Origin of the sequence: Streptomyces brevispora, assembly GCF_007829885.1 — a bacterium.
In the GTDB taxonomy this organism is placed as follows: domain Bacteria; phylum Actinomycetota; class Actinomycetes; order Streptomycetales; family Streptomycetaceae; genus Streptomyces; species Streptomyces brevispora.
Genome location: NZ_VIWW01000001.1, coordinates 4,957,357 through 4,975,122, shown reverse-complemented (window position 1 = coordinate 4,975,122; position 17,766 = coordinate 4,957,357). Strand labels below are relative to the sequence as shown.

Annotated in this window: 18 protein-coding genes; 11 read left to right on the top strand and 7 right to left on the bottom strand. The window is 69.8% G+C overall.

The window, feature by feature from the left end; genetic code table 11:
* Positions 1–87: 87 nt before the first annotated feature.
* Positions 88–1,026: a tRNA (adenosine(37)-N6)-dimethylallyltransferase MiaA gene (gene miaA / locus FHX80_RS23110; RefSeq protein ID WP_145765950.1), complete on the bottom strand. Its 939-nt coding sequence runs from the start codon at positions 1,024–1,026 to the stop codon at positions 88–90.
* Positions 1,027–1,265: 239 nt separating this feature from the next.
* Here miaA and FHX80_RS23105 point away from each other — a divergent pair, with 239 nt between their 5' ends.
* The gene (locus tag FHX80_RS23105; protein ID WP_145765949.1) at positions 1,266–1,502 is read left to right on the top strand and encodes an antitoxin; all 237 of its coding nucleotides are present in this window, start codon (positions 1,266–1,268) and stop codon (positions 1,500–1,502) included.
* 145 nt (positions 1,503–1,647) lie between these two features.
* On the opposite strand, the gene FHX80_RS23100 is transcribed toward FHX80_RS23105, so the two are convergent.
* Entirely contained in the window at positions 1,648–2,361 is a 714-nt protein-coding gene (locus tag FHX80_RS23100; RefSeq protein WP_145765947.1) for a class III extradiol dioxygenase subunit B-like domain-containing protein, read from the bottom strand.
* Between the two features lie 191 nt (positions 2,362–2,552).
* A complete protein-coding gene (gene miaB, locus FHX80_RS23095) occupies positions 2,553–4,073 on the bottom strand; it encodes a tRNA (N6-isopentenyl adenosine(37)-C2)-methylthiotransferase MiaB (RefSeq protein WP_145765946.1) in 1,521 nt (506 codons plus the stop codon).
* A gap of 135 nt (positions 4,074–4,208) precedes the next feature.
* On the opposite strand from miaB, the gene FHX80_RS23090 reads away from it, so the two are divergent.
* Complete coding sequence (locus FHX80_RS23090) at positions 4,209–5,210, top strand: TAXI family TRAP transporter solute-binding subunit (RefSeq protein ID WP_145765943.1); 1,002 nt, start codon at positions 4,209–4,211, stop codon at positions 5,208–5,210.
* On the opposite strand, the gene FHX80_RS23085 is transcribed toward FHX80_RS23090, so the two are convergent.
* Together FHX80_RS23085 and FHX80_RS23080 are read right to left on the bottom strand one after the other, a co-directional pair.
* Positions 5,200–6,627 carry a sensor histidine kinase gene (locus tag FHX80_RS23085; protein ID WP_145765941.1) on the bottom strand — a complete coding sequence of 476 codons (1,428 nt, stop codon included), beginning with the start codon at positions 6,625–6,627 and terminating at the stop codon, positions 5,200–5,202. The genes FHX80_RS23090 and FHX80_RS23085 overlap by 11 nt on opposite strands.
* Before the next feature lie 15 nt (positions 6,628–6,642).
* Positions 6,643–7,335, bottom strand: a complete 693-nt coding sequence (locus tag FHX80_RS23080) for a response regulator transcription factor (protein ID WP_145765940.1) — start codon at positions 7,333–7,335, stop codon at positions 6,643–6,645.
* 334 nt (positions 7,336–7,669) lie between these two features.
* Between FHX80_RS23080 and FHX80_RS23075 the strand changes: the two genes are divergently transcribed.
* From FHX80_RS23075 to FHX80_RS23035, 9 genes are all read left to right on the top strand, one after another.
* Positions 7,670–8,458, top strand: coding sequence for an amino acid ABC transporter ATP-binding protein (locus FHX80_RS23075; RefSeq protein ID WP_145765939.1), 789 nt, complete (start codon positions 7,670–7,672; stop codon positions 8,456–8,458).
* Between the two features lie 69 nt (positions 8,459–8,527).
* Entirely contained in the window at positions 8,528–9,373 is an 846-nt protein-coding gene (locus tag FHX80_RS23070) for a glutamate ABC transporter substrate-binding protein (protein WP_145765938.1), read from the top strand.
* A 74-nt stretch (positions 9,374–9,447) separates the two neighbouring features.
* Positions 9,448–10,113, top strand: a complete 666-nt coding sequence (locus tag FHX80_RS23065) for an amino acid ABC transporter permease (RefSeq protein WP_145765937.1) — start codon at positions 9,448–9,450, stop codon at positions 10,111–10,113.
* Positions 10,110–11,021, top strand: a complete 912-nt coding sequence (locus tag FHX80_RS23060; RefSeq protein ID WP_145765936.1) for an amino acid ABC transporter permease — start codon at positions 10,110–10,112, stop codon at positions 11,019–11,021. Before FHX80_RS23065 ends, FHX80_RS23060 begins: the two co-directional genes overlap by 4 nt.
* A gap of 242 nt (positions 11,022–11,263) precedes the next feature.
* Positions 11,264–12,877 (top strand): FAD-dependent monooxygenase, encoded by a 1,614-nt coding sequence (locus FHX80_RS23055; protein ID WP_145767447.1) that lies wholly within the window; start codon positions 11,264–11,266, stop codon positions 12,875–12,877.
* A gap of 32 nt (positions 12,878–12,909) precedes the next feature.
* Entirely contained in the window at positions 12,910–12,996 is an 87-nt protein-coding gene (locus FHX80_RS36815) for a putative leader peptide (RefSeq protein WP_311307652.1), read from the top strand.
* A gap of 28 nt (positions 12,997–13,024) precedes the next feature.
* Positions 13,025–13,606 (top strand): cupin domain-containing protein, encoded by a 582-nt coding sequence (locus FHX80_RS23050; protein ID WP_145765935.1) that lies wholly within the window; start codon positions 13,025–13,027, stop codon positions 13,604–13,606.
* A gap of 74 nt (positions 13,607–13,680) precedes the next feature.
* Positions 13,681–14,055 (top strand): rhodanese-like domain-containing protein, encoded by a 375-nt coding sequence (locus FHX80_RS23045; protein WP_244318623.1) that lies wholly within the window; start codon positions 13,681–13,683, stop codon positions 14,053–14,055.
* A gap of 676 nt (positions 14,056–14,731) precedes the next feature.
* The gene (locus tag FHX80_RS23035) at positions 14,732–15,433 is read left to right on the top strand and encodes a DUF6197 family protein (RefSeq protein ID WP_145765932.1); all 702 of its coding nucleotides are present in this window, start codon (positions 14,732–14,734) and stop codon (positions 15,431–15,433) included.
* 247 nt (positions 15,434–15,680) lie between these two features.
* Here the strand turns inward: FHX80_RS23035 and recX are convergent, their stop codons facing one another.
* Together recX and recA are read right to left on the bottom strand one after the other, a co-directional pair.
* Complete coding sequence (gene recX, locus FHX80_RS23030; RefSeq protein ID WP_145765931.1) at positions 15,681–16,442, bottom strand: recombination regulator RecX; 762 nt, start codon at positions 16,440–16,442, stop codon at positions 15,681–15,683.
* Positions 16,443–16,445: 3 nt separating this feature from the next.
* A complete protein-coding gene (gene recA, locus FHX80_RS23025) occupies positions 16,446–17,576 on the bottom strand; it encodes a recombinase RecA (protein ID WP_145765930.1) in 1,131 nt (376 codons plus the stop codon).
* Positions 17,577–17,766 lie beyond the last annotated feature (190 nt).

Genomic DNA, 17,766 nt, shown 5'->3' with positions numbered 1-17,766 from the left:
CGGACTCCACTGGTCGATCGATGCTCGATGATGGCACGCCAGAGGTCGCCGAACTGACGGGCAGGGCTTCCCGATGCCATCACGTGATCAGGCTGTGACCGCCCGTTCGACCAACGCCAGTGCCTGCCCGGGGAGTTCCCGGCGCTGCTCGGCGGCGCCATTCAGCCACTGGACGCGCGGATCGCGGCGGAACCAGGAATCCTGGCGGCGCGCGAACCTTTTGGTGGCGCGCACGGTCTCGCCGCGCGCCTCCTCCTCGCTGCACTCCCCGGCCAGCGCGGCGAGCACCTGCTGATAGCCGAGCGCCCGGGAGGCGGTGCGTCCGTCCCGCAGCCCCTGTGCCTCCAGGGCGCGCACCTCGTCGACGAGTCCCGCGTCCCACATCCGGTCGACCCGCAGGGCGATGCGCTCGTCGAGTTCGGGGCGGGCCACGTCGACGCCGATCTGGACGGTGTCGTAGACCGCATCGCTACCGGGGAGGTTGGCGGTGAAGGGTTTGCCGGTGATCTCGATGACTTCGAGGGCCCGGACGATGCGCCGCCCGTTGCTCGGCAGGATGGCGCGGCCGGCCTCCGGGTCGGCCGCGGCGAGCCGTTCGTGCAGCGCTCCGGAGCCGTGCTCGGCGAGCTCCGCCTCCAGCACGGCCCGGACGCCGGGGTCCGTACCGGGGAACTCCAGGGCGTCGATCGCGCCCTTCACATAGAGGCCGGAGCCGCCCACCAGGACGGGGGTGCGGCCCTCGGCGAGCAGCCGGTCGATCTCGGTGCGGGCGAGCCGCTGGTACTCCGCGACGCTTGCGGCCTCGGTCACGTCCCAGATGTCCAGCAGCAGGTGCGGGACGGACGCGCGCTCGGCGAGCGTCAGTTTCGCGGTGCCGATGTCCATCCCCCGGTAGAGCTGCATGGAGTCGGCATTGACCACTTCGCCCCCGAGCTGCTGGGCGAGGAACACCCCCAGGTCGGACTTTCCGGCTGCGGTGGGACCGACGACGGCGATGACCCGCGGTGCGGGAGCTGAACTTCTCACTGCCACAGTCTCGCAAACCCGGGGGCCCGTTCCCGAACGGACGACGTGACGGCCGGGACTATGGCGCGTTCGCACACCCTGTCAAGTAAACTGACTAGTAAATATGGGCGTTTTCTCATGGTGCCGTCGTTCGTCCTCCACGACCGCCGATGCCGCGGCCGGGTGAGTACGTGACAGCACGACGGGTATCCGGCCGGAGAGAGCACCCGCCCGCAGTCCCCCAGCAGAGAAGGTGTCCGATGGGCTTCATGGACAATGTGAAGGCGAAGCTGAGCCCGGCGAAGGACAAGGTCAGCGACCTCGCGCAGCAGCACGGGGGCAAGATCGACCAAGGGCTCGACAAGGCCGCGCGGACCGTGGACGAGAAGACCAAAGGCAAGTACAGCGACAAGATCGTTTCCGGCACCCAGAAGGCCAAGGACGCGGTGGAGCGCCTGTCCCACAAGGACGGGGGCACGACGCCGCCCGCCTCCTGAGGACGGAGCGCCCTCGTGCCCGCCTCCTGACGGCAGGACCGGCAGGACCGGCAGGACACACTGACGGCCGCGGAGCGGCATCGCTCCGCGGCCGTCAGGGTGTCCATACGGCGTCCGGCCGGGGTTCCTGCGTCGGCCAGGGCGCTCAAGACCAGGCGGCGACCAGGTAGCCCACCCCGTACGGCGCGTCGTCGTACAGCAGCTGGCCGTCCAGACCGGCGCCCTGCGCCGCCCCGGCGAGCACCTGCCAGGGTGCGCGGCCCGCGGCCTTCAGTTCGTGACCCAGCGCCGCGTCGAGCGCGATCAGCGCGCCGGTGTCCGCCGCGCCCAGCGCGCGCGAGGCAGCCGCGTCGAACTCCGTGGCGCGCTCGTCCAGGTAGCCCGGGGCCTTGAGGGTGCGGCAGGCGCTGCCGTCGCCCATCACCAGCAGCGCCACCCGGTCCGCCCTGGCGGCCAGCGCACGCCCGGTGTCCGTGCAGCGGCCGGACTCCAACGCCTCCCCCACGCCCAGCGCCTCGACCGGGGCGTCCGCCCACCCGGTACGGGCCAGCAGCCAGGCGCCGACCGCGAGCGACGCCGGGAGCGGCTGGTCGGCGACCGTGCCCAGGTCCCGTCCGAGCCGCACTCCGAGATCGACGCCGAACTCCTCGAAGGTGCCGGTGGCGCCCTCGGGATGCGGGCCGCGGCCCGCGAGGTCCGCCGGACCGATCACGATCAGCAGATCGGGCCGGGAGGCGGCCAGTACGCCCAGGGCGTCGGTGCACGCGGTCCTCGCGGCGTCGAGCTCGGGCGCGGCACCAGCGGCGACGTCGGGAACCAGCAGAGGCGGACAGGGACAGACAGCGGCGGCGACAAGCATGGTGGGCAGCGTACTGGCCGCACGTCGCGCTCCCCTCGGGGCGTCGGCGTCCGCGTCGCTCCCGGCGCGGTCGTCAGTCCCAGCCGCGCTCCCCTCGGCGCGCCGGCGTCCGCATCGCTCCCGGCGCGGTCGTCAGTCCCAGCCGCGCTCCCCTCGGCGCACCGGCGTCCGCATCGCTCCCGACGGGGTCGTCAGTCGCAGCCGCAGCCCGGGGCCGAGGCGGCGGGCAGCGGTGCCGGAGCGCCGATCCCGGGCAGGCCCAGCATCACGCCGGCGGGCTTGGCGGCCGCGGTGGCGTTGCGCTTCTCCCAGGCGTCCCCCGAGCGGGTCCGGCGCACGCCGACGGGTACGCCCTCGGCGAGCAGGTGGTGCGGGGCGGCGTAGCTGATCTCGACGGTCACCACGTCGCCGGGCCGTACGTCCTGGTCCGGCTTGGTGAAGTGGACCAGGCGGTTGTCGGGGGCGCGGCCGGACAGCCGGTGGGTCGCGCCGTCCTTGCGGCCCTCGCCCTCAGCGACCATGACGTCCAGGGTGCGGCCGACCTGCTTCTTGTTCTCCGACCAGGAGATCTCCTCCTGGAGGACGGACAGGCGCATGTACCGCTCCTGGACGACCTCCTTGGGGATCTGTCCCTCCATGTCGGCGGCCGGGGTTCCGGGGCGCTTGGAGTACTGGAAGGTGAAGGCGTTGGCGAAGCGCGCCTCCCGGACCGCGTGCATGGTCTGCTCGAAGTCCTCCTCGGTCTCACCGGGGAAGCCGACGATGATGTCGGTGGAAATCGCCGCGTCGGGCATCGCGGCGCGCACCTTCTCGATGATGCCGAGGAAGCGTTCCTGCCGGTAGGAGCGCCGCATCGCCTTGAGGATCGTGTCCGACCCGGACTGCATCGGCATGTGCAGCTGCGGCATCACGTTGGGGGTCTCGGCCATCGCGGCGATCACGTCGTCCGTGAAGTCGCGCGGGTGCGGCGAGGTGAAGCGGACCCGCTCCAGGCCCTCGATCCGCCCGCAGGCGCGCAGCAGCTTGGAGAAGGCCTCGCGGTCGCCGATGTCGGAGCCGTACGCGTTCACGTTCTGGCCGAGCAGGGTGATCTCGGAGACGCCTTCGGCGACCAGTGCCTCGATCTCGGCCAGGATGTCGCCGGTCCGGCGGTCCTTCTCCTTGCCGCGCAGCGCCGGGACGATGCAGAAGGTGCAGGTGTTGTTGCAGCCGACGGAGATGGAGACCCAGGCCGCGTACGCGGACTCGCGGCGGGTGGGGAGCGTCGAGGGGAACGCCTCCAGGGATTCGGCGATCTCGATCTGCGCCTCCTCCTGGACACGTGCGCGCTCCAGCAGCACGGGCAGCTTGCCGATGTTGTGCGTACCGAAGACGACATCGACCCAGGGAGCCCGCTGGACGATGGTGTCGCGGTCCTTCTGCGCGAGACAGCCGCCGACCGCGATCTGCATCCCGGGGCGCTTCGTCTTCATCGGGGCGAGCCGGCCCAGGTTGCCGTAGAGCTTGTTGTCGGCGTTCTCCCGCACCGCACAGGTGTTGAAGACGACGACGTCGGCATCCCCGTCGGAGCCCTCGGGCGCCCGTACGTAGCCGGCGTCCTCAAGCAGCCCCGACAGCCGCTCGGAGTCGTGGACGTTCATCTGGCACCCGTAGGTACGCACCTCGTAGCTTTTTCTGACGTCCACTGCTTCGCTCCGGTTGCCGCTGCTCATGCGACAAGGGTAGGCGCTGCCCGGACACCTCCCGTCGCGGGCGGCTCCCGGAGGGTTCTCCCGGCCACCGGGAGAACCGGGAGATCCGTCGATGCCCCTGGCCATCGCCGGGAACCACCTGGCAGGATCGCCGCCATGTTCCCGGCGGCAATGACCCGAATCGGCCGGCGTCGCTCCCTTCGGGCGGGCGCCGCCCTCGTCGTCGTGCTCGGGCTGCTGCTGTGGTGGCTGCTTCCGCTCGGGGAATCGGCACCGAGCGGAACCCTGTCGTTCAGTACCGGTGTCCGCAGCGGCGTCTACGAGCGCTACGGCGAACGGCTGAAGGGCGCACTCGCCAAGGACCTGCCCGATGTGTCGATACAGCTGCAGACCAGCGAGGGATCTCAGCAGAACATCGCCCGGGTGGCGACGGGCAAGGCCGATTTCACCATCGCCACCACCGATGCCGTAGCCACCTATCTGCGGGACGGGAAGCCGGGCGCCGATCGGCTGCGTGGCTGTGTGCGGCTGTACGACGACTACATCCAGCTGGTCGTGGAGCGGAGCTCGGAGATCCGCAAGGTCGCTGACCTGCGCGGCAAGAAGGTCGCGGTCGGACAGCCGGGGTCGGGGGTGCGACTGGTCGCCGACCGGCTGATGACGGCAGCCGGACTGGACCCGGTCAACGACGTGACGGCGGTACCGGCGGGAATCGACACGATGCCGGAGCTGCTGGAGGGCGGCAGGCTCGACGCGTTCTTCTGGTCCGGCGGGCTGCCGACCACCGCGGTGACGGATCTCTCGGACCGGTTCCCGATCCGGCTGGTTCCGTTGGAGGACCCGCTGATCAAGGAGCTCCAGGCGGCGGGCGGCTCCACCCGCTACTACCGCTCGGCCGTGATGCCCGCCGACGCCTACCGCAACGCGCAGCAGGGCCAGGCCGTGCCCACCGTGGCCGTCGCCAATGTGCTGGTGACCACCGACCGTACGGACGCGGCGATGACCGAGGCGTTCACCCGGACCGTGATCGACAGCCGGGACCGCATCGGGCGCGAGGTGCACGCCGCGCAGCTGGTGGATCTGCGGACCGCGATCTACACGGATCCCCTGCCGCTGCACGAAGGGGCCAAGCGCTACTACCGCTCGGTCAAGCCCTGACGGCCCGGCCGCTCTCCCAGGGGCTTTCGTGCGGCCCGGTGCGCGGCACCGACACCGTCACCCGCAGCCCGTGCGGTTCGTGCCGCTCGTAGGCGAGGGAGCCGCGGCTCGCGGCCAGGAGCGCCTGCGAGATGGAGAGGCCCAGACCGGACCCCCGCACGTTCTGGTGCTGGGAGCTGCGCCAGAAGCGGTCTCCGACGCGCTCCAGCTCCTGCTCGGTGAGACCCGGTCCGCGGTCCGCGACGACGACCGTGACGCACTCGCTGCCGGAGGCGACCGTGACCCGGACCTCCTCGTCGGCGGGGGTGAACTTGAGCGCGTTGTCGATGATGGCGTCGAGTGCGCTGGACAGGGCGATGGGGTCCGTCCAGGCGGTGACGGCGGGGGCGCCGTCCGCTCTGAGACGTACCCCCTTCTCCTCGGCCATCGGCCGCCAGGACGAGACACGTTCGGCGGTGAGGGCGCCGATGTCCGTGAGCTGGAGATCGGCTGCGGCATGCTCGGCCAGCGCCAGGTCGAGCAGGTCGTCGAGGACCTGGCCGAGGCGCTTTCCCTCCGTGCGCACGGAGGCGATCTCCTCGTTGCCCTCCGGGAGTTCGAGGGCGAGCAGTTCGATCCGCAGCATCAGCGCGGCCAGCGGATTGCGCAACTGGTGCGAGGCGTCGGCGACGAACGCGCGCTGCTGCTCCAGCACGTCCTCGACGTTGTCGGCCATCTCGTTGAACGAACGGGCCAGCCGCCGGAGCTCCGGAGGACCCCCGGATGCCACCACCCGGGACCGCATCCGGCCGCTGGCGATGTCATGGGCAGCCACGTCCAGGGTCCGCACCGGCAGCAAAACCCAGCCGGTGAGCCGGATCGCCGCGCCTACGGCCACCAGCATCGCGACCACCTCGCCAGCCGCGATCAACAGCCAGCCGCGGAGTGTGCCGGAACGCATCTGCGCGGTGGGTGAGTCGAGGACGACGACGGCGATCACGTCCCCGTCCCGTACGACGGGCGAGGCGACGACCACCCTGCCCTGCTGCCAGGGCCAGACCTGCGGCGGATCGTGGCTGCGACGGCCGAGCAGTGCCTCGTTGAACGCCTCCCGGCCCTCGCCCTCGACCGGCAGCCGCCAGGTCGCGGGGGCCTTCGCCATCGCGGAGTCGTCGCGGTAGAAGACACCCGCCCGGATGCCGTACACGGAGTCGTAGGTGTCCAGTTCGGCCTGGAGGGTGCGCCGCCGTTCGTCGTAGCCGTGGGTGCGTTCGGTGATGAACTGGGCGAGTGCGGCGAAGCGTGCCGTGTCGTCGATCCGGTCGATCACGACACCCTGCTGCTGCGCCGCGGCCACACTGACGGCCAGCGGGAAGCCGAGCGCCAGCAGGACACTCGCCATGAGGACGATGAGCAGCGGAAGCAGCCTGGTGCGCACCGGAGACGTACGCCTCTACGCGGACGGGGCGACGAGGCGGTAGCCGACCCCGCGCACCGTCTCGATCAGCGCGGGCAGGCGCAGCTTGGCACGCAGGGAGGCGACGTGCACCTCAAGCGTGCGCCCGGTCCCCTCCCAGCTCGTGCGCCAGACCTCGCTGATGATCTGCTCCCGGCGGAACACCACACCGGGCCGCTGTGCGAGGAGTGCGAGGAGATCGAACTCCTTGCGGGTGAGCTGGACTTCGCTCCCGTCGACGCTGACCCGCCGGGTGGGCAGCTCGATGTGCACATGGCCCAGGCGCAGCGCCGCGACGGGCGTGGGCCCGGTCTCCTCGCCGGCCGGCTTGCGCCGGCTGACTGCGTGGATACGGGCGAGGAGCTCGCCGGTGTCGTACGGCTTGGTCACGTAGTCGTCCGCGCCGAGGTTCAGTCCGTGGATCCGCGAGCGGACATCGGCCCGTGCGGTCACCATGATCACCGGTACGGCACTCCGCTTGCGGATCTTCCCGCACACCTCGTAGCCGTCCTGGTCGGGCAGCCCCAGATCGAGGAGTACGACGCCGAAGGGTTCCGTATCCGTGGGGAGGAGAGCCTGCAGGGCCTCCTCGCCACTGCGGGCGTGCACCACTTTGAAGCCGTGCCGGCCGAGGATCGCGGACAGGGCGGCGGCGACGTGGTTGTCGTCCTCGACGAGCAGCAGTCTCATGGCCTCCCTCTCCGGTCAGTTGCAGTATTGGTCAGTTGCGGTGTCGGTGCGGTCGCGTACGTCCCTGGTCACTTCCCCGTATCGAGGCGTTTCACGTCAGGGTGTACCAGGGCATCCACTCCGATGACCGGTGGGCCAGTCAAGTGCTCACCCATTGCATCCATGTTTCCGTTATGCACCCGGTACGCCCGGACGGCCCGAGAGGCGTCCCGTTCACACGGAGTGTCCGGTTGCGGCCGGATCGTTATGCTCAATTTCCGCTCAGATGTAATGACGCTGGTCGCACTGCGTCACTAAGGTCCTTCCCAACCGAGGAGGACGGAGCAAAAAGCCGATGAGCGGAGTTTCAGTGACGAAGGGCGCCGAGGACGCTGCACCCGCGGCCGGCGGCGACCTGGTCGTGCTGAGCAACGTCAACAAGCACTTCGGCGCGCTGCATGTGCTCCAGGACATCGACCTGACGATCGCCCGTGGCGAGGTCGTGGTCGTCATCGGGCCCTCGGGGTCCGGGAAGTCCACGCTGTGCCGCACGATCAACCGCTTGGAGACGATCGACTCGGGCGCGATCTCGATCGACGGGAAGCCCCTGCCCCAGGAGGGCAAGGAGCTGGCGCGGCTGCGTGCCGATGTCGGCATGGTCTTCCAGTCGTTCAATCTCTTCGCCCACAAGACGGTGCTGGAAAACGTGATGCTGGGCCAGCTCAAGGTCCGCAAGACGGAGAAGAAGGCGGCCGAGGACAAGGCGCGTTCGCTGCTCGACCGGGTGGGCGTGGCGACCCAGGCCGACAAGTACCCGTCCCAGCTCTCCGGCGGCCAGCAGCAACGTGTGGCGATCGCACGGGCGTTGGCGATGGACCCCAAGGTCATGCTTTTCGACGAGCCGACCTCCGCGCTCGACCCGGAGATGATCAACGAGGTGCTGGAGGTCATGCAGCAGCTCGCCCGTGACGGCATGACCATGGTCGTCGTCACCCATGAGATGGGTTTTGCCCGTTCTGCGGCGAACCGGGTTGTTTTCATGGCGGACGGGAAGATCGTCGAAGAGGCCGTGCCCGACCAGTTCTTCAGCAACCCGCGCAGTGACCGGGCCAAGGACTTCCTGTCGAAGATCCTTCACCACTGATGGAGCCTTCGGCGCCGGTTTCCGGACCGGCTGATCACTCACATCGCGTCAACTCTAGGGAATTTCACCATGCAGCTTCGTAAGGTCACCGCCGCCTCGGCCGCCGTGCTCGCCCTCGCCCTGACCGCCACCGCCTGTGGCTCCGACGACAAGAAGGACGACGCGTCCGGTTCGAGCGGCGGCAAGAAGATCTCGATCGGCATCAAGATCGACCAGCCGGGTATCGGGCTGAAGACTCCGGACGGCAAGTTCACCGGCTTCGACGTCGATGTCGCCACGTACGTCGCCAAGGAACTGGGCTACGACGCCAAGGACATCAACTTCAAGGAGACCAAGAGCGCCGACCGCGAGACGTCGATCGAGCGTGGTGACGTAAAGTTCATCGCCGCCTCCTACTCGATCAACGACGAGCGGCTGCAGAAGGTCGACTTCGCGGGTCCGTACCTCCTCGCCCACCAGGACATCCTGGTCCGCGCGGACGACAACTCCATCAAGGCGCCCGAGGACCTGAACAACAAGAAGCTCTGCTCGGTCACCGGCTCGACCTCGGCACAGAACGTCCACGACAAGCTGGCCCCGAAGGCGGACCTCCAGGAGTACGGCGGCTATTCGGAGTGCCTGACCGGCCTGGAGAACGAGGCCGTTGACGCCCTGACCACCGATGACAGCATCCTGGCCGGCTACGCCTCGCAGGACGCCAACAAGGGCAAGTTCAAGCTGGCCGGTTTCAAGATGACCAACGAGAACTACGGCATCGGCCTGAAGAAGGGCGACGCCGACCTCAAGAAGAAGATCAACGACGCGCTCACCAAGATGGTCTCGGACGGTTCGTGGGAGAAGGCCGTGAAGGCCAACTTCGGCCCGGCGAACTACAAGAACGAGCCCGCCCCGAAGATCGGCAACGTCGTCAAGTGAAGCAGGGCTGACCGGGCGCGCCGCCACTGAGGGCGGCGCGCCGTGCCCTCCTACACGCGGAAGCGCGGGAGATCGTGTTCGACTTTCTTGATGGTTACGACCTGCTGGGGGCCTTCTGGGTGACGGTGCAGCTCACCGTCTACTCCGCCCTCGGCTCCCTCATATGGGGAACGCTGCTGGCCGGCATGAAGGTCAGCCCGGTCCCCCTGATGCGCGGTTTCGCGACCGGCTATGTGAACGTGGTCCGGAACATTCCGTTGACCGTGATCATTCTCTTCGCGTCGCTCGGCCTGTTCTCCACGCTCGGCGTCAAGCTCGGCGCCGACGGATTCACGGGGATCAACTTCCGGCTCGCGGTACTCGCTCTGAGCTCCTACACCGCCGCCTTCGTGTGCGAGGCCCTGCGGTCCGGCATCAACACGGTGCCGGTCGGTCAGGCCGAGGCCGCACGCGCCCTCGGCCTGAGCTTCACCCAGGTTCTGCGGCTGATCATCCTCCCGCAGGCCTTCCGCTCGGTCGTCAATCCGCTCTCCAACGTGCTGATCGCGCTGACGAAGAACACCACCGTCGCTTCCGCGATCGGGGTGGCGGAGGCCTCCTACCTGATGAAGAAGATGATCGAGAACGAAGCGCAGCTCCTTCTGATCTCGGCTGTCTTCGCATTCGGCTTCATCGTTCTGACCCTCCCGACCGGCCTCATCCTCGGCTGGGTGAGCAAGAAGGTAGCGGTGAAGCGATGACCTCGGTCCTCTACGACGCACAGGGGCCGCGCGCCAAGCGTCGGAACGTCCTCTACACCGTCCTGTTCGTGCTGGGCGCGGCAGCCGTGGTGTGGTGGGTGTACGACGGTCTCGCCTCCAAGCACCAGCTCGACTGGATCAAGTGGAAGCCCTTTCTCACCAGCTCCCAGCCGTGGGATACGTACATCTGGCCCGGACTCCAGAACACGCTCAAGGCGGCGTTCTTCGCGCTGATCATCGCTCTGCCGCTGGGCGCACTGTTCGGGATAGGCCGGCTCTCGGACCACCGGTGGATGCGGGCGCCGTCGGGCGTGGTCGTGGAGTTCTTCCGCGCCATTCCGGTGCTGATCCTGATGCTCATCGCGAACCAGGCGTACTTCGAGTACACCGACCTCGCCCCGGACACCCGCCTGCTGTACGCCGTGATCACGGGGCTGGTGCTCTACAACGCCTCGGTGCTCGCCGAGATCGTGCGGGCCGGCATCCTGACGCTCCCGTCGGGGCAGACGGACGCGGCCAAGGCGATCGGCATGCGCAAGGGCCAGACCATGGTCTTCGTGCTGCTGCCGCAGGCGGTGACCGCCATGCTGCCCGCGATCGTCAGCCAGATCGTGGTGATCGTGAAGGACACCGCCCTCGGTGGCGCGGTGCTCAGCTTCCCGGAGCTGCTGGCCTCGGTCCGGCCGATGGCCGCGAACTACGGCGCGAACACCATCGCGTGCTTCACGATCATCGCCGTGCTCTACATGGCGCTGAACTTCGCCCTCACCTCGTTCGCGAGCTGGCTGGAGCGGCGGCTCCGGCGCGCGAAGAAGAGCACGGGCGCTGTCGTGGGCACCGGCCCCGGGGGCGACCTGGAGACGATCGGTGCGCCGTCGCTCAACATTGATGACGGACGCGCCACCTGACGGCTCGTCGACAGACGTCCGCGAGGGGCGGTGGCGCATTCGCCACCGCCCCTCGCCACGTTCCGGTGTCACTTGACGCACGCACCGGCAGTAGGTTGCATACGTTCTGTGATCGCGCACCGAGCCCCCTATGCCGCCGCATCTCCGTCGCCACCGTCCCCGACCCCCGGGGCCGTCCCGGCCCGTCCGCTCTGCCCGTGCGCCTCCTCGCGTCCGACCGCACACGTTCCGGGGGCCGCGCCGTGGACCCGGTGATCATCGTCGGTGCCGGGCCGGTCGGTCTGGTGCTGTCGCTCGCCCTCGCTGCGCAGGGTGTGCCCTCCGTACTCCTCGACGAGGACCCCGGCAAGGACGAGACGCGCCCGGCCCGCACGGTCGTGCTCCGCGAGGACACCGCAGCGCTGGTGGAGCGGCTCGGCTGCAAGACGCTCCAGGACGAGGGCCTTCGCTGGTCCGGCTGGCGGTCCATGCGGCGCAAGCAGCTGGTACGCGAACTGCCCCTCGGCGAAGGCTCCCCGCTGGGGGATCCGCCGGCCGCTCCCGTCCATGTGCCGCAGCACGCGCTGATGCGCGGGCTGCGGGACGCGGTGGCAGCGCAGGACCTCGTCCAGACGGCACGGCTCAGCCGGATCGACACGCTGGAGCAGGACCCGGCCGGGGTCACCGTGCACACCAGGGAGCCCGGTTCGACCTGGTGGCGCGGGAGTTACCTGGTCGGCTGCGACGGGGCGCGGTCCACCGTGCGCAAGCTCCTGGACATCAGGTTCCCCGGGCGTACGGCGGTGGAGCGGCATGCCGTCGCCGCACTGCGCACGGAGCTGCCCTGGCCGGGCGAGGCCGTGCTGCACCGGCTTCCGCCGTGGCGCACGGGTGGCGCCGAGGTGACCGCACGGCCGCTGCCGGACGACGTCTGGCGGCTGGACTGGCTGCTGCCGCCGCGTGGCGAGCTCGTGACTCCCGATGTCCTGGTCTCCCGGGTCCGGGACACCCTGGCGGGCTGGTGCGGCGAGACGCCCCCGTACGAGCTGCTGGACACCGGCGTCTACACACTGCACCACCGGCTCGCCCGGCGGTGGCGGGTGAAGCGGGCCTTCCTGGCCGGGGACGCCGCCCATCTGCTGGGCGCGCTCGGCACCCAGGGGCTGGACGAGGGGCTGCGGGACGCCGAGAACCTGGCCTGGAAACTGGCGCTGGCCTGGCATCACGGCGCGTCCGACGTACTCCTCGACAGCTACCAGGCCGAGCGCCGGGCCGCGGTCGCCTCGCGGCTGCGCGCCGCCGACCAGTCGCTGCCGATACTGCGGGGCGGCGGAGGGCTGCGGACCCTGGTCCCGGGGAGCGCACGGGGGCACGATTCGCTGCTCACCGACGGACATCTGGGATGTGGCCCCCTCGGTGCGCCCCCTTCCTACTCCCTGTCCCCCCTTGCGCCCCCACGCGCCGAGGCGCACGTCCCCGTTGGTACGCCCCCCGGTGCGCCGGTCGCCGATGTACGGGTGACCGCGCCGGACGGCACGCGCGTACGGCTCCGGGAACGGCTGGGGCAGGGGAGGCTGCTGCTGGTCCTGGTGGCCCCCGGTACCGGGGTGTGGGACCGGCGGCACTGGGTGCGGGCAGGGGTGATGCCCCGGCTGGTCGAGGCGGTGGACGCCCTGCCGGTGAAGGGTGAACTGCTGGTGGCCGAAAGCTATCCGGGGGCGTCCGCGCACACCGTGCTGCTGGTCAGACCGGACGGTCACCTCGTGGAGTCGTTCGGCGGGGTACGGCCCGCGGAACTCCTCGCGGCCGCGGAGGCGGTGCGCGGCGGCGCGGCCCGCGCCTCCGAACGCTCCGACCGCACCGCAGACATCAATTGACCCCCGCAGGCGCACATGGTCTACTCCGGAACATGACCGACACCGATGTGCGCCTGTGGCGGAGGGTCCATATGGACCTGCTCCGCTATGCGGGCTGCGTGTGTCGCCCGTCCTGCTGAATCGCCTTCCTCTGCTCCGCCGTGCGCCATGACGTACGGCCTGAGCACCGCGCGAACCCTCAGGACGGTCCCCGTGTCTGGCTCTCCCTCCCCTGTTTCCGTACGCACGTCCGCTTCCGGCCCGACGGCTGCGGAACTGCTCGACTTCCTCCGCCGTACCGCCGCGGACACCGACCTCATCGCCTCGCTGCCCCTCGATCCCGAGGGCCGGACATGGATCCGGCTCGACGGGCCCGGTGGCAGTGAGGCCTGGCTGATCGGCTGGCCGCCTGGCACCGGCACCGGCTGGCACGACCACGCCGACTCGATCGGTGCCTTCCTGACCGCGAGCGGCACACTCAAGGAACACTCACTCGCGGCGCGGCTGCCCACCGACGGGTGGAAGACCCTGGAGCTGACCGAGAACATCGACCGGTCACGGGAGTTGACTGCTGGTCAGGGCAAGGCCTTCGGCCGGCACCACGTGCACGAGGTGCTGAACGAGTCCGCCACGGAGCACGCCGTCTCCGTCCACGCCTACCATCCGCCACTGCCGCAGATCCGCCGCTACAGCCGCACCGGCGCGGTGCTCCGCCTGGAGCAGACCGAAAACCCGGAGGACTGGCAGTGAGTGACGAACTGTACGACGGGACGGAACGAGATGGTACGGAACGGGTCGGGACGGCACAGGTCGGGACGGCACAGGTGGGGATCGACGAACTGCTGGAGCGGGTCCGGTCCGGATACGAGAGGATCGGTCCCGATGAGGCCAGAGCGGCAGCCGCCGAGGGAGCCCTGCTCGTCGACATCCGCTACGCGGAGCTGCGCACGCGGGACGGGCTGATCCCGGGGGCGCTGGTCGTCGAGCGCAATGAGCTGGAGTGGCGGCTGGACCCGCAGGGAAGCCACCGCGCGGCGGAGGCGGTGAGCCACGGCCTCCAGGTCGTGGTGATCTGCAACGAGGGCTACGCGTCGAGCCTCGCCGTCGAGTCCCTGCACCGGCTCGGGCTGTACCGGGCAACCGATCTGGTCGGCGGCTTCCAGGCCTGGCGCGCGGCGGGGCTCCCTGTCGACGCGTGACCGGAAGTGCCCGCAAGTGCCCGGGGCGGTGGCGGACACGGGCGGCGGGCCGACGGGGGCTGGGGCTGGGGCTGACACGTGACCGGGAGCCCCGGCGGGGGCGGGCGCCGGGCTGCAGGGCTGCCGGGCTGCCGGGCTGCCGGGCTGCCGGTCACACCGATGCTGAACGCGGTCAGCACGGCAAGTGCGATGCCGGTGGGCCGATGCCGGTACCGAGAACGGCGGCGATCAGCAGGTCGACACAGCCTCGATACGGAGTATCCGCCGCACCTGTCGGGGTTTGGCGCCCGGGCACCCCCGCGTCCATGAACCCGACGGGCCCGCGGGCGTCACCGTGACGACCTGAGCGGTCGTTCCCTTCAGGGTCTCGACCAGACCGCGGCCAGGACGAGTCCGCGAAGTCCCGTCGGCTCCGTGATCTCGGTACCACCGGGCTTCTCTGGCATGCGTCACACCCTGCCCACGTCCACAGGCGCGCTGGGCACTGGGCACTGGGCACTGGGCACTGGAGTATTTCGCCGTCTTCGTACGGGCGTTTCCCCCCGCGCCCAGGGCACTTCCCGGCCCGGAATTCGTCGTGACACACCCGTATGGCCTCGCTCCGGTGGAACGAACCCCGTGCCGGACGGACATTCGCCTCAACGACAAGGACCTCTATGCCGGGGAGCCCACACCGATGCCGACCACCGCCCTCACCCCTGACGAGCTCGACATCCAGGCCGCTCGTCTCCACGACACGGATGCGTGGCGGCAGATCGTCACGGGCTGGGACCTCACAGCCCCGGAACCCGTACGCCTCGTCCCGGACGAACACGAGTCACAACCGTCATATCCATCACACCCGCTGCGTCCGCCACACTCGCTGCGCCCGTCGGACCCACAGCAGAGAGGCCAGGGAAAGCAAGCCGACTGGCGCGACCTGCTCTCCGTGCCGGTCGATCAACTGATCGCGGATACGGTCCGAGCCCTGCCCGCCGCCGCGCCGCGCGAGCGCCCGCTCCCTGGGCGCCTCGGTGCGGTACTGCCCGACCGGCTCCACTCCTGGCGGCGCATCGGACAGCCCGAGGTACGGCCCTCCACCCATCTCGCCCATGCACGACAGATCCTGACCGAGTGGGGCTGGCAGAGCACCCCGTACCGGCTTCGCAACGCGAGGGGCGCCCGCTGTGTCTGCGGTGCCATGGTGACCGCGCACCGCCTGGGCTACGGTTCGCTGGACACTGTCGACCGGGCCGGTGCCTGGCTGATCACCGAACTCCGTTCCCAGGGCTGGACGGGGCTGATCGGGCCGTGGAACCGGCAGCCCGGGCGCACCGCCTCGGATGCTGTCGCCCTGATCGACGCCACCATCAGCCGCGCCGCCCGCGCCGGGCAATAGACCGCAGCACGCCTCGACAGGCCGCGATAAACCCGACGAGCCCCTGACGACCGCCCGCGCCGGCAGTTGAGCCCGGCGGAGCCCCTGGCATCTGCCGCAACCCGGCACTTCGCTGCCTGTCCCTCCCTCGAGGGGTGCGGGTGGCGAGGTGGCCGGAGCCGTGGAAGGCCGGATAACTGCCGGTCAGAGCAGATGCAGGCCGGATGCAGGCCGGTCAGGCCGGGATGCCGGCCGGTCAGTAGGGGTCTCAGTAGGGATCGTCCAGCCCTTCCGTGTCCTCGCCCTCTTCTTCGAGTGCCTGGCGCACCACGCGCAGGGCCAGTCCCTCCCCGTATCCCTTGCGGGCGAGCATGCCGGCGAGTCGACGCAGCCGCTTGTCGCGGTCCAGCCCCCGGGTGGACCGGATTTTGCGCGCGACGAGTTCGCGCGCCGTCGCCTCCTCCTGATCCGGGTCGAGCTGACCGACGGCTTCGTCGATCACCGCCGCGTCCACTCCCTTGGTCCGCAGCTCACGGACGAGTGCGCGGCGCGCGAGTCCTCGGCCGTGATGCCGCGATTCCACCCAGGCATCGGCGAACGCGGCATCGTTGATCAGCCCGACGTCCTCGAAGCGCGACAGCACTTCTTCGGCGGCCTCGTCGGGGATCTCCCGTTTACGCAGGGCGTCCGCGAGCTGCTTGCGGGTGCGGGAAGTCCCGGTGAGCAGCCGCAGGCAGATATTGCGCGCCTCCTCGACCGGGTCGCGCGGCTCCCCCTTCTCGGCCCTCGACGAGGAGGGGGAGCCGCTGCTTCTGGAACGGGAGCGGGAACCGCGCCCGCCCCCCTCACCGAATCCGGAGCCCGACCCCCTGCCCCTGCCTCCGCCTCTGCCGTAGCCGGACCCGGCCTCAGGCTCGTAGGGGAGACCGGACTCGGGATCGGATCCGGTGTCGTGTCCGGCGGCGGATTCGGGGCCGGGGCCCGCGCCGGATGCGGCGGCGCTGCCCGGCCACTCCGTACGACGCGTCACGGTCTAGCTCTTGGCCGCCGCCGTCTTGGCCGGCTTGGCCTTACCGGCCGCAGCGGGCACCGACTTCGCCGCACCGTCGGCCGAGGCCGCGGCGGTTCCGGCCGTGTCCGCTCCGGGCTCGGCGGATGCCGCCTCGGGCCGCACACCGATGCCCAGCTTCTCCAGGATCTTCTTCTCGATCTCGTTGGCGAGATCGGGGTTGTCCTTGAGGAAGTTGCGGGCGTTCTCCTTGCCCTGGCCGAGCTGGTCACCCTCGTACGTGTACCAGGCGCCGGCCTTGCGTACGAAGCCGTGGTCCACGCCCATGTCGATCAGACCGCCCTCGCGGCTGATGCCCTGGCCGTAGAGGATGTCGAACTCGGCCTGCTTGAACGGCGGTGCGACCTTGTTCTTGACGACCTTGACGCGGGTGCGGTTGCCGACGGCGTCGGTGCCGTCCTTGAGCGTCTCGATCCGTCGGATGTCGAGGCGCACCGAGGCGTAGAACTTGAGCGCGCGGCCACCGGTGGTGGTCTCCGGCGAGCCGAACATCACACCGATCTTCTCGCGGAGCTGGTTGATGAAGATCGCGGTGGTCTTGGACTGGTTGAGCGCGCTGGTGATCTTCCGGAGCGCCTGGCTCATCAGGCGGGCCTGCAGACCCACGTGCGAGTCACCCATCTCGCCCTCGATCTCCGCACGGGGCACCAGGGCCGCGACGGAGTCGATGACGATCAGGTCGAGGGCGCCCGAGCGGATCAGCATGTCCACGATCTCGAGCGCCTGCTCACCGTTGTCCGGCTGGGACAGGATGAGGTTGTCGATGTCGACACCGAGCTTCTTCGCGTACTCGGGGTCGAGGGCGTGTTCGGCATCGATGAAGGCCACCGTGCCGCCGAGCTTCTGCGCGTTCGCCACGGCGTGCAGCGTCAGCGTCGTCTTACCGGAGGACTCCGGTCCGTACACCTCCACCACACGGCCGCGCGGCAGGCCGCCGACGCCGAGCGCGACGTCGAGCGCCGTCGAACCGGTGGGGATCACTTCGATGGGCTCGTTCGGCCGCTCACCGAGGCGCATCACCGCGCCCTTGCCGAATTGCCGTTCGATCTGTGCGAGTGCGGCGTCCAACGCCTTCTCGCGGTCGTTTCCTGCCATGGGTTCCACCCGATTTGCTTGAGTCGATCGCTTCACGTCTCAGACGCTAACCCCTGCCACTGACAATGGGCCTCGACGTCCTCCCGGCCTGTGGACAACTCCACGGTCGAGCCCGGCAAAACCCGGCCGGAATCCCATGAGAACGGATGTTCGATTTTGGTGTCAAGCGCACCACGCCGCACCGACTCGC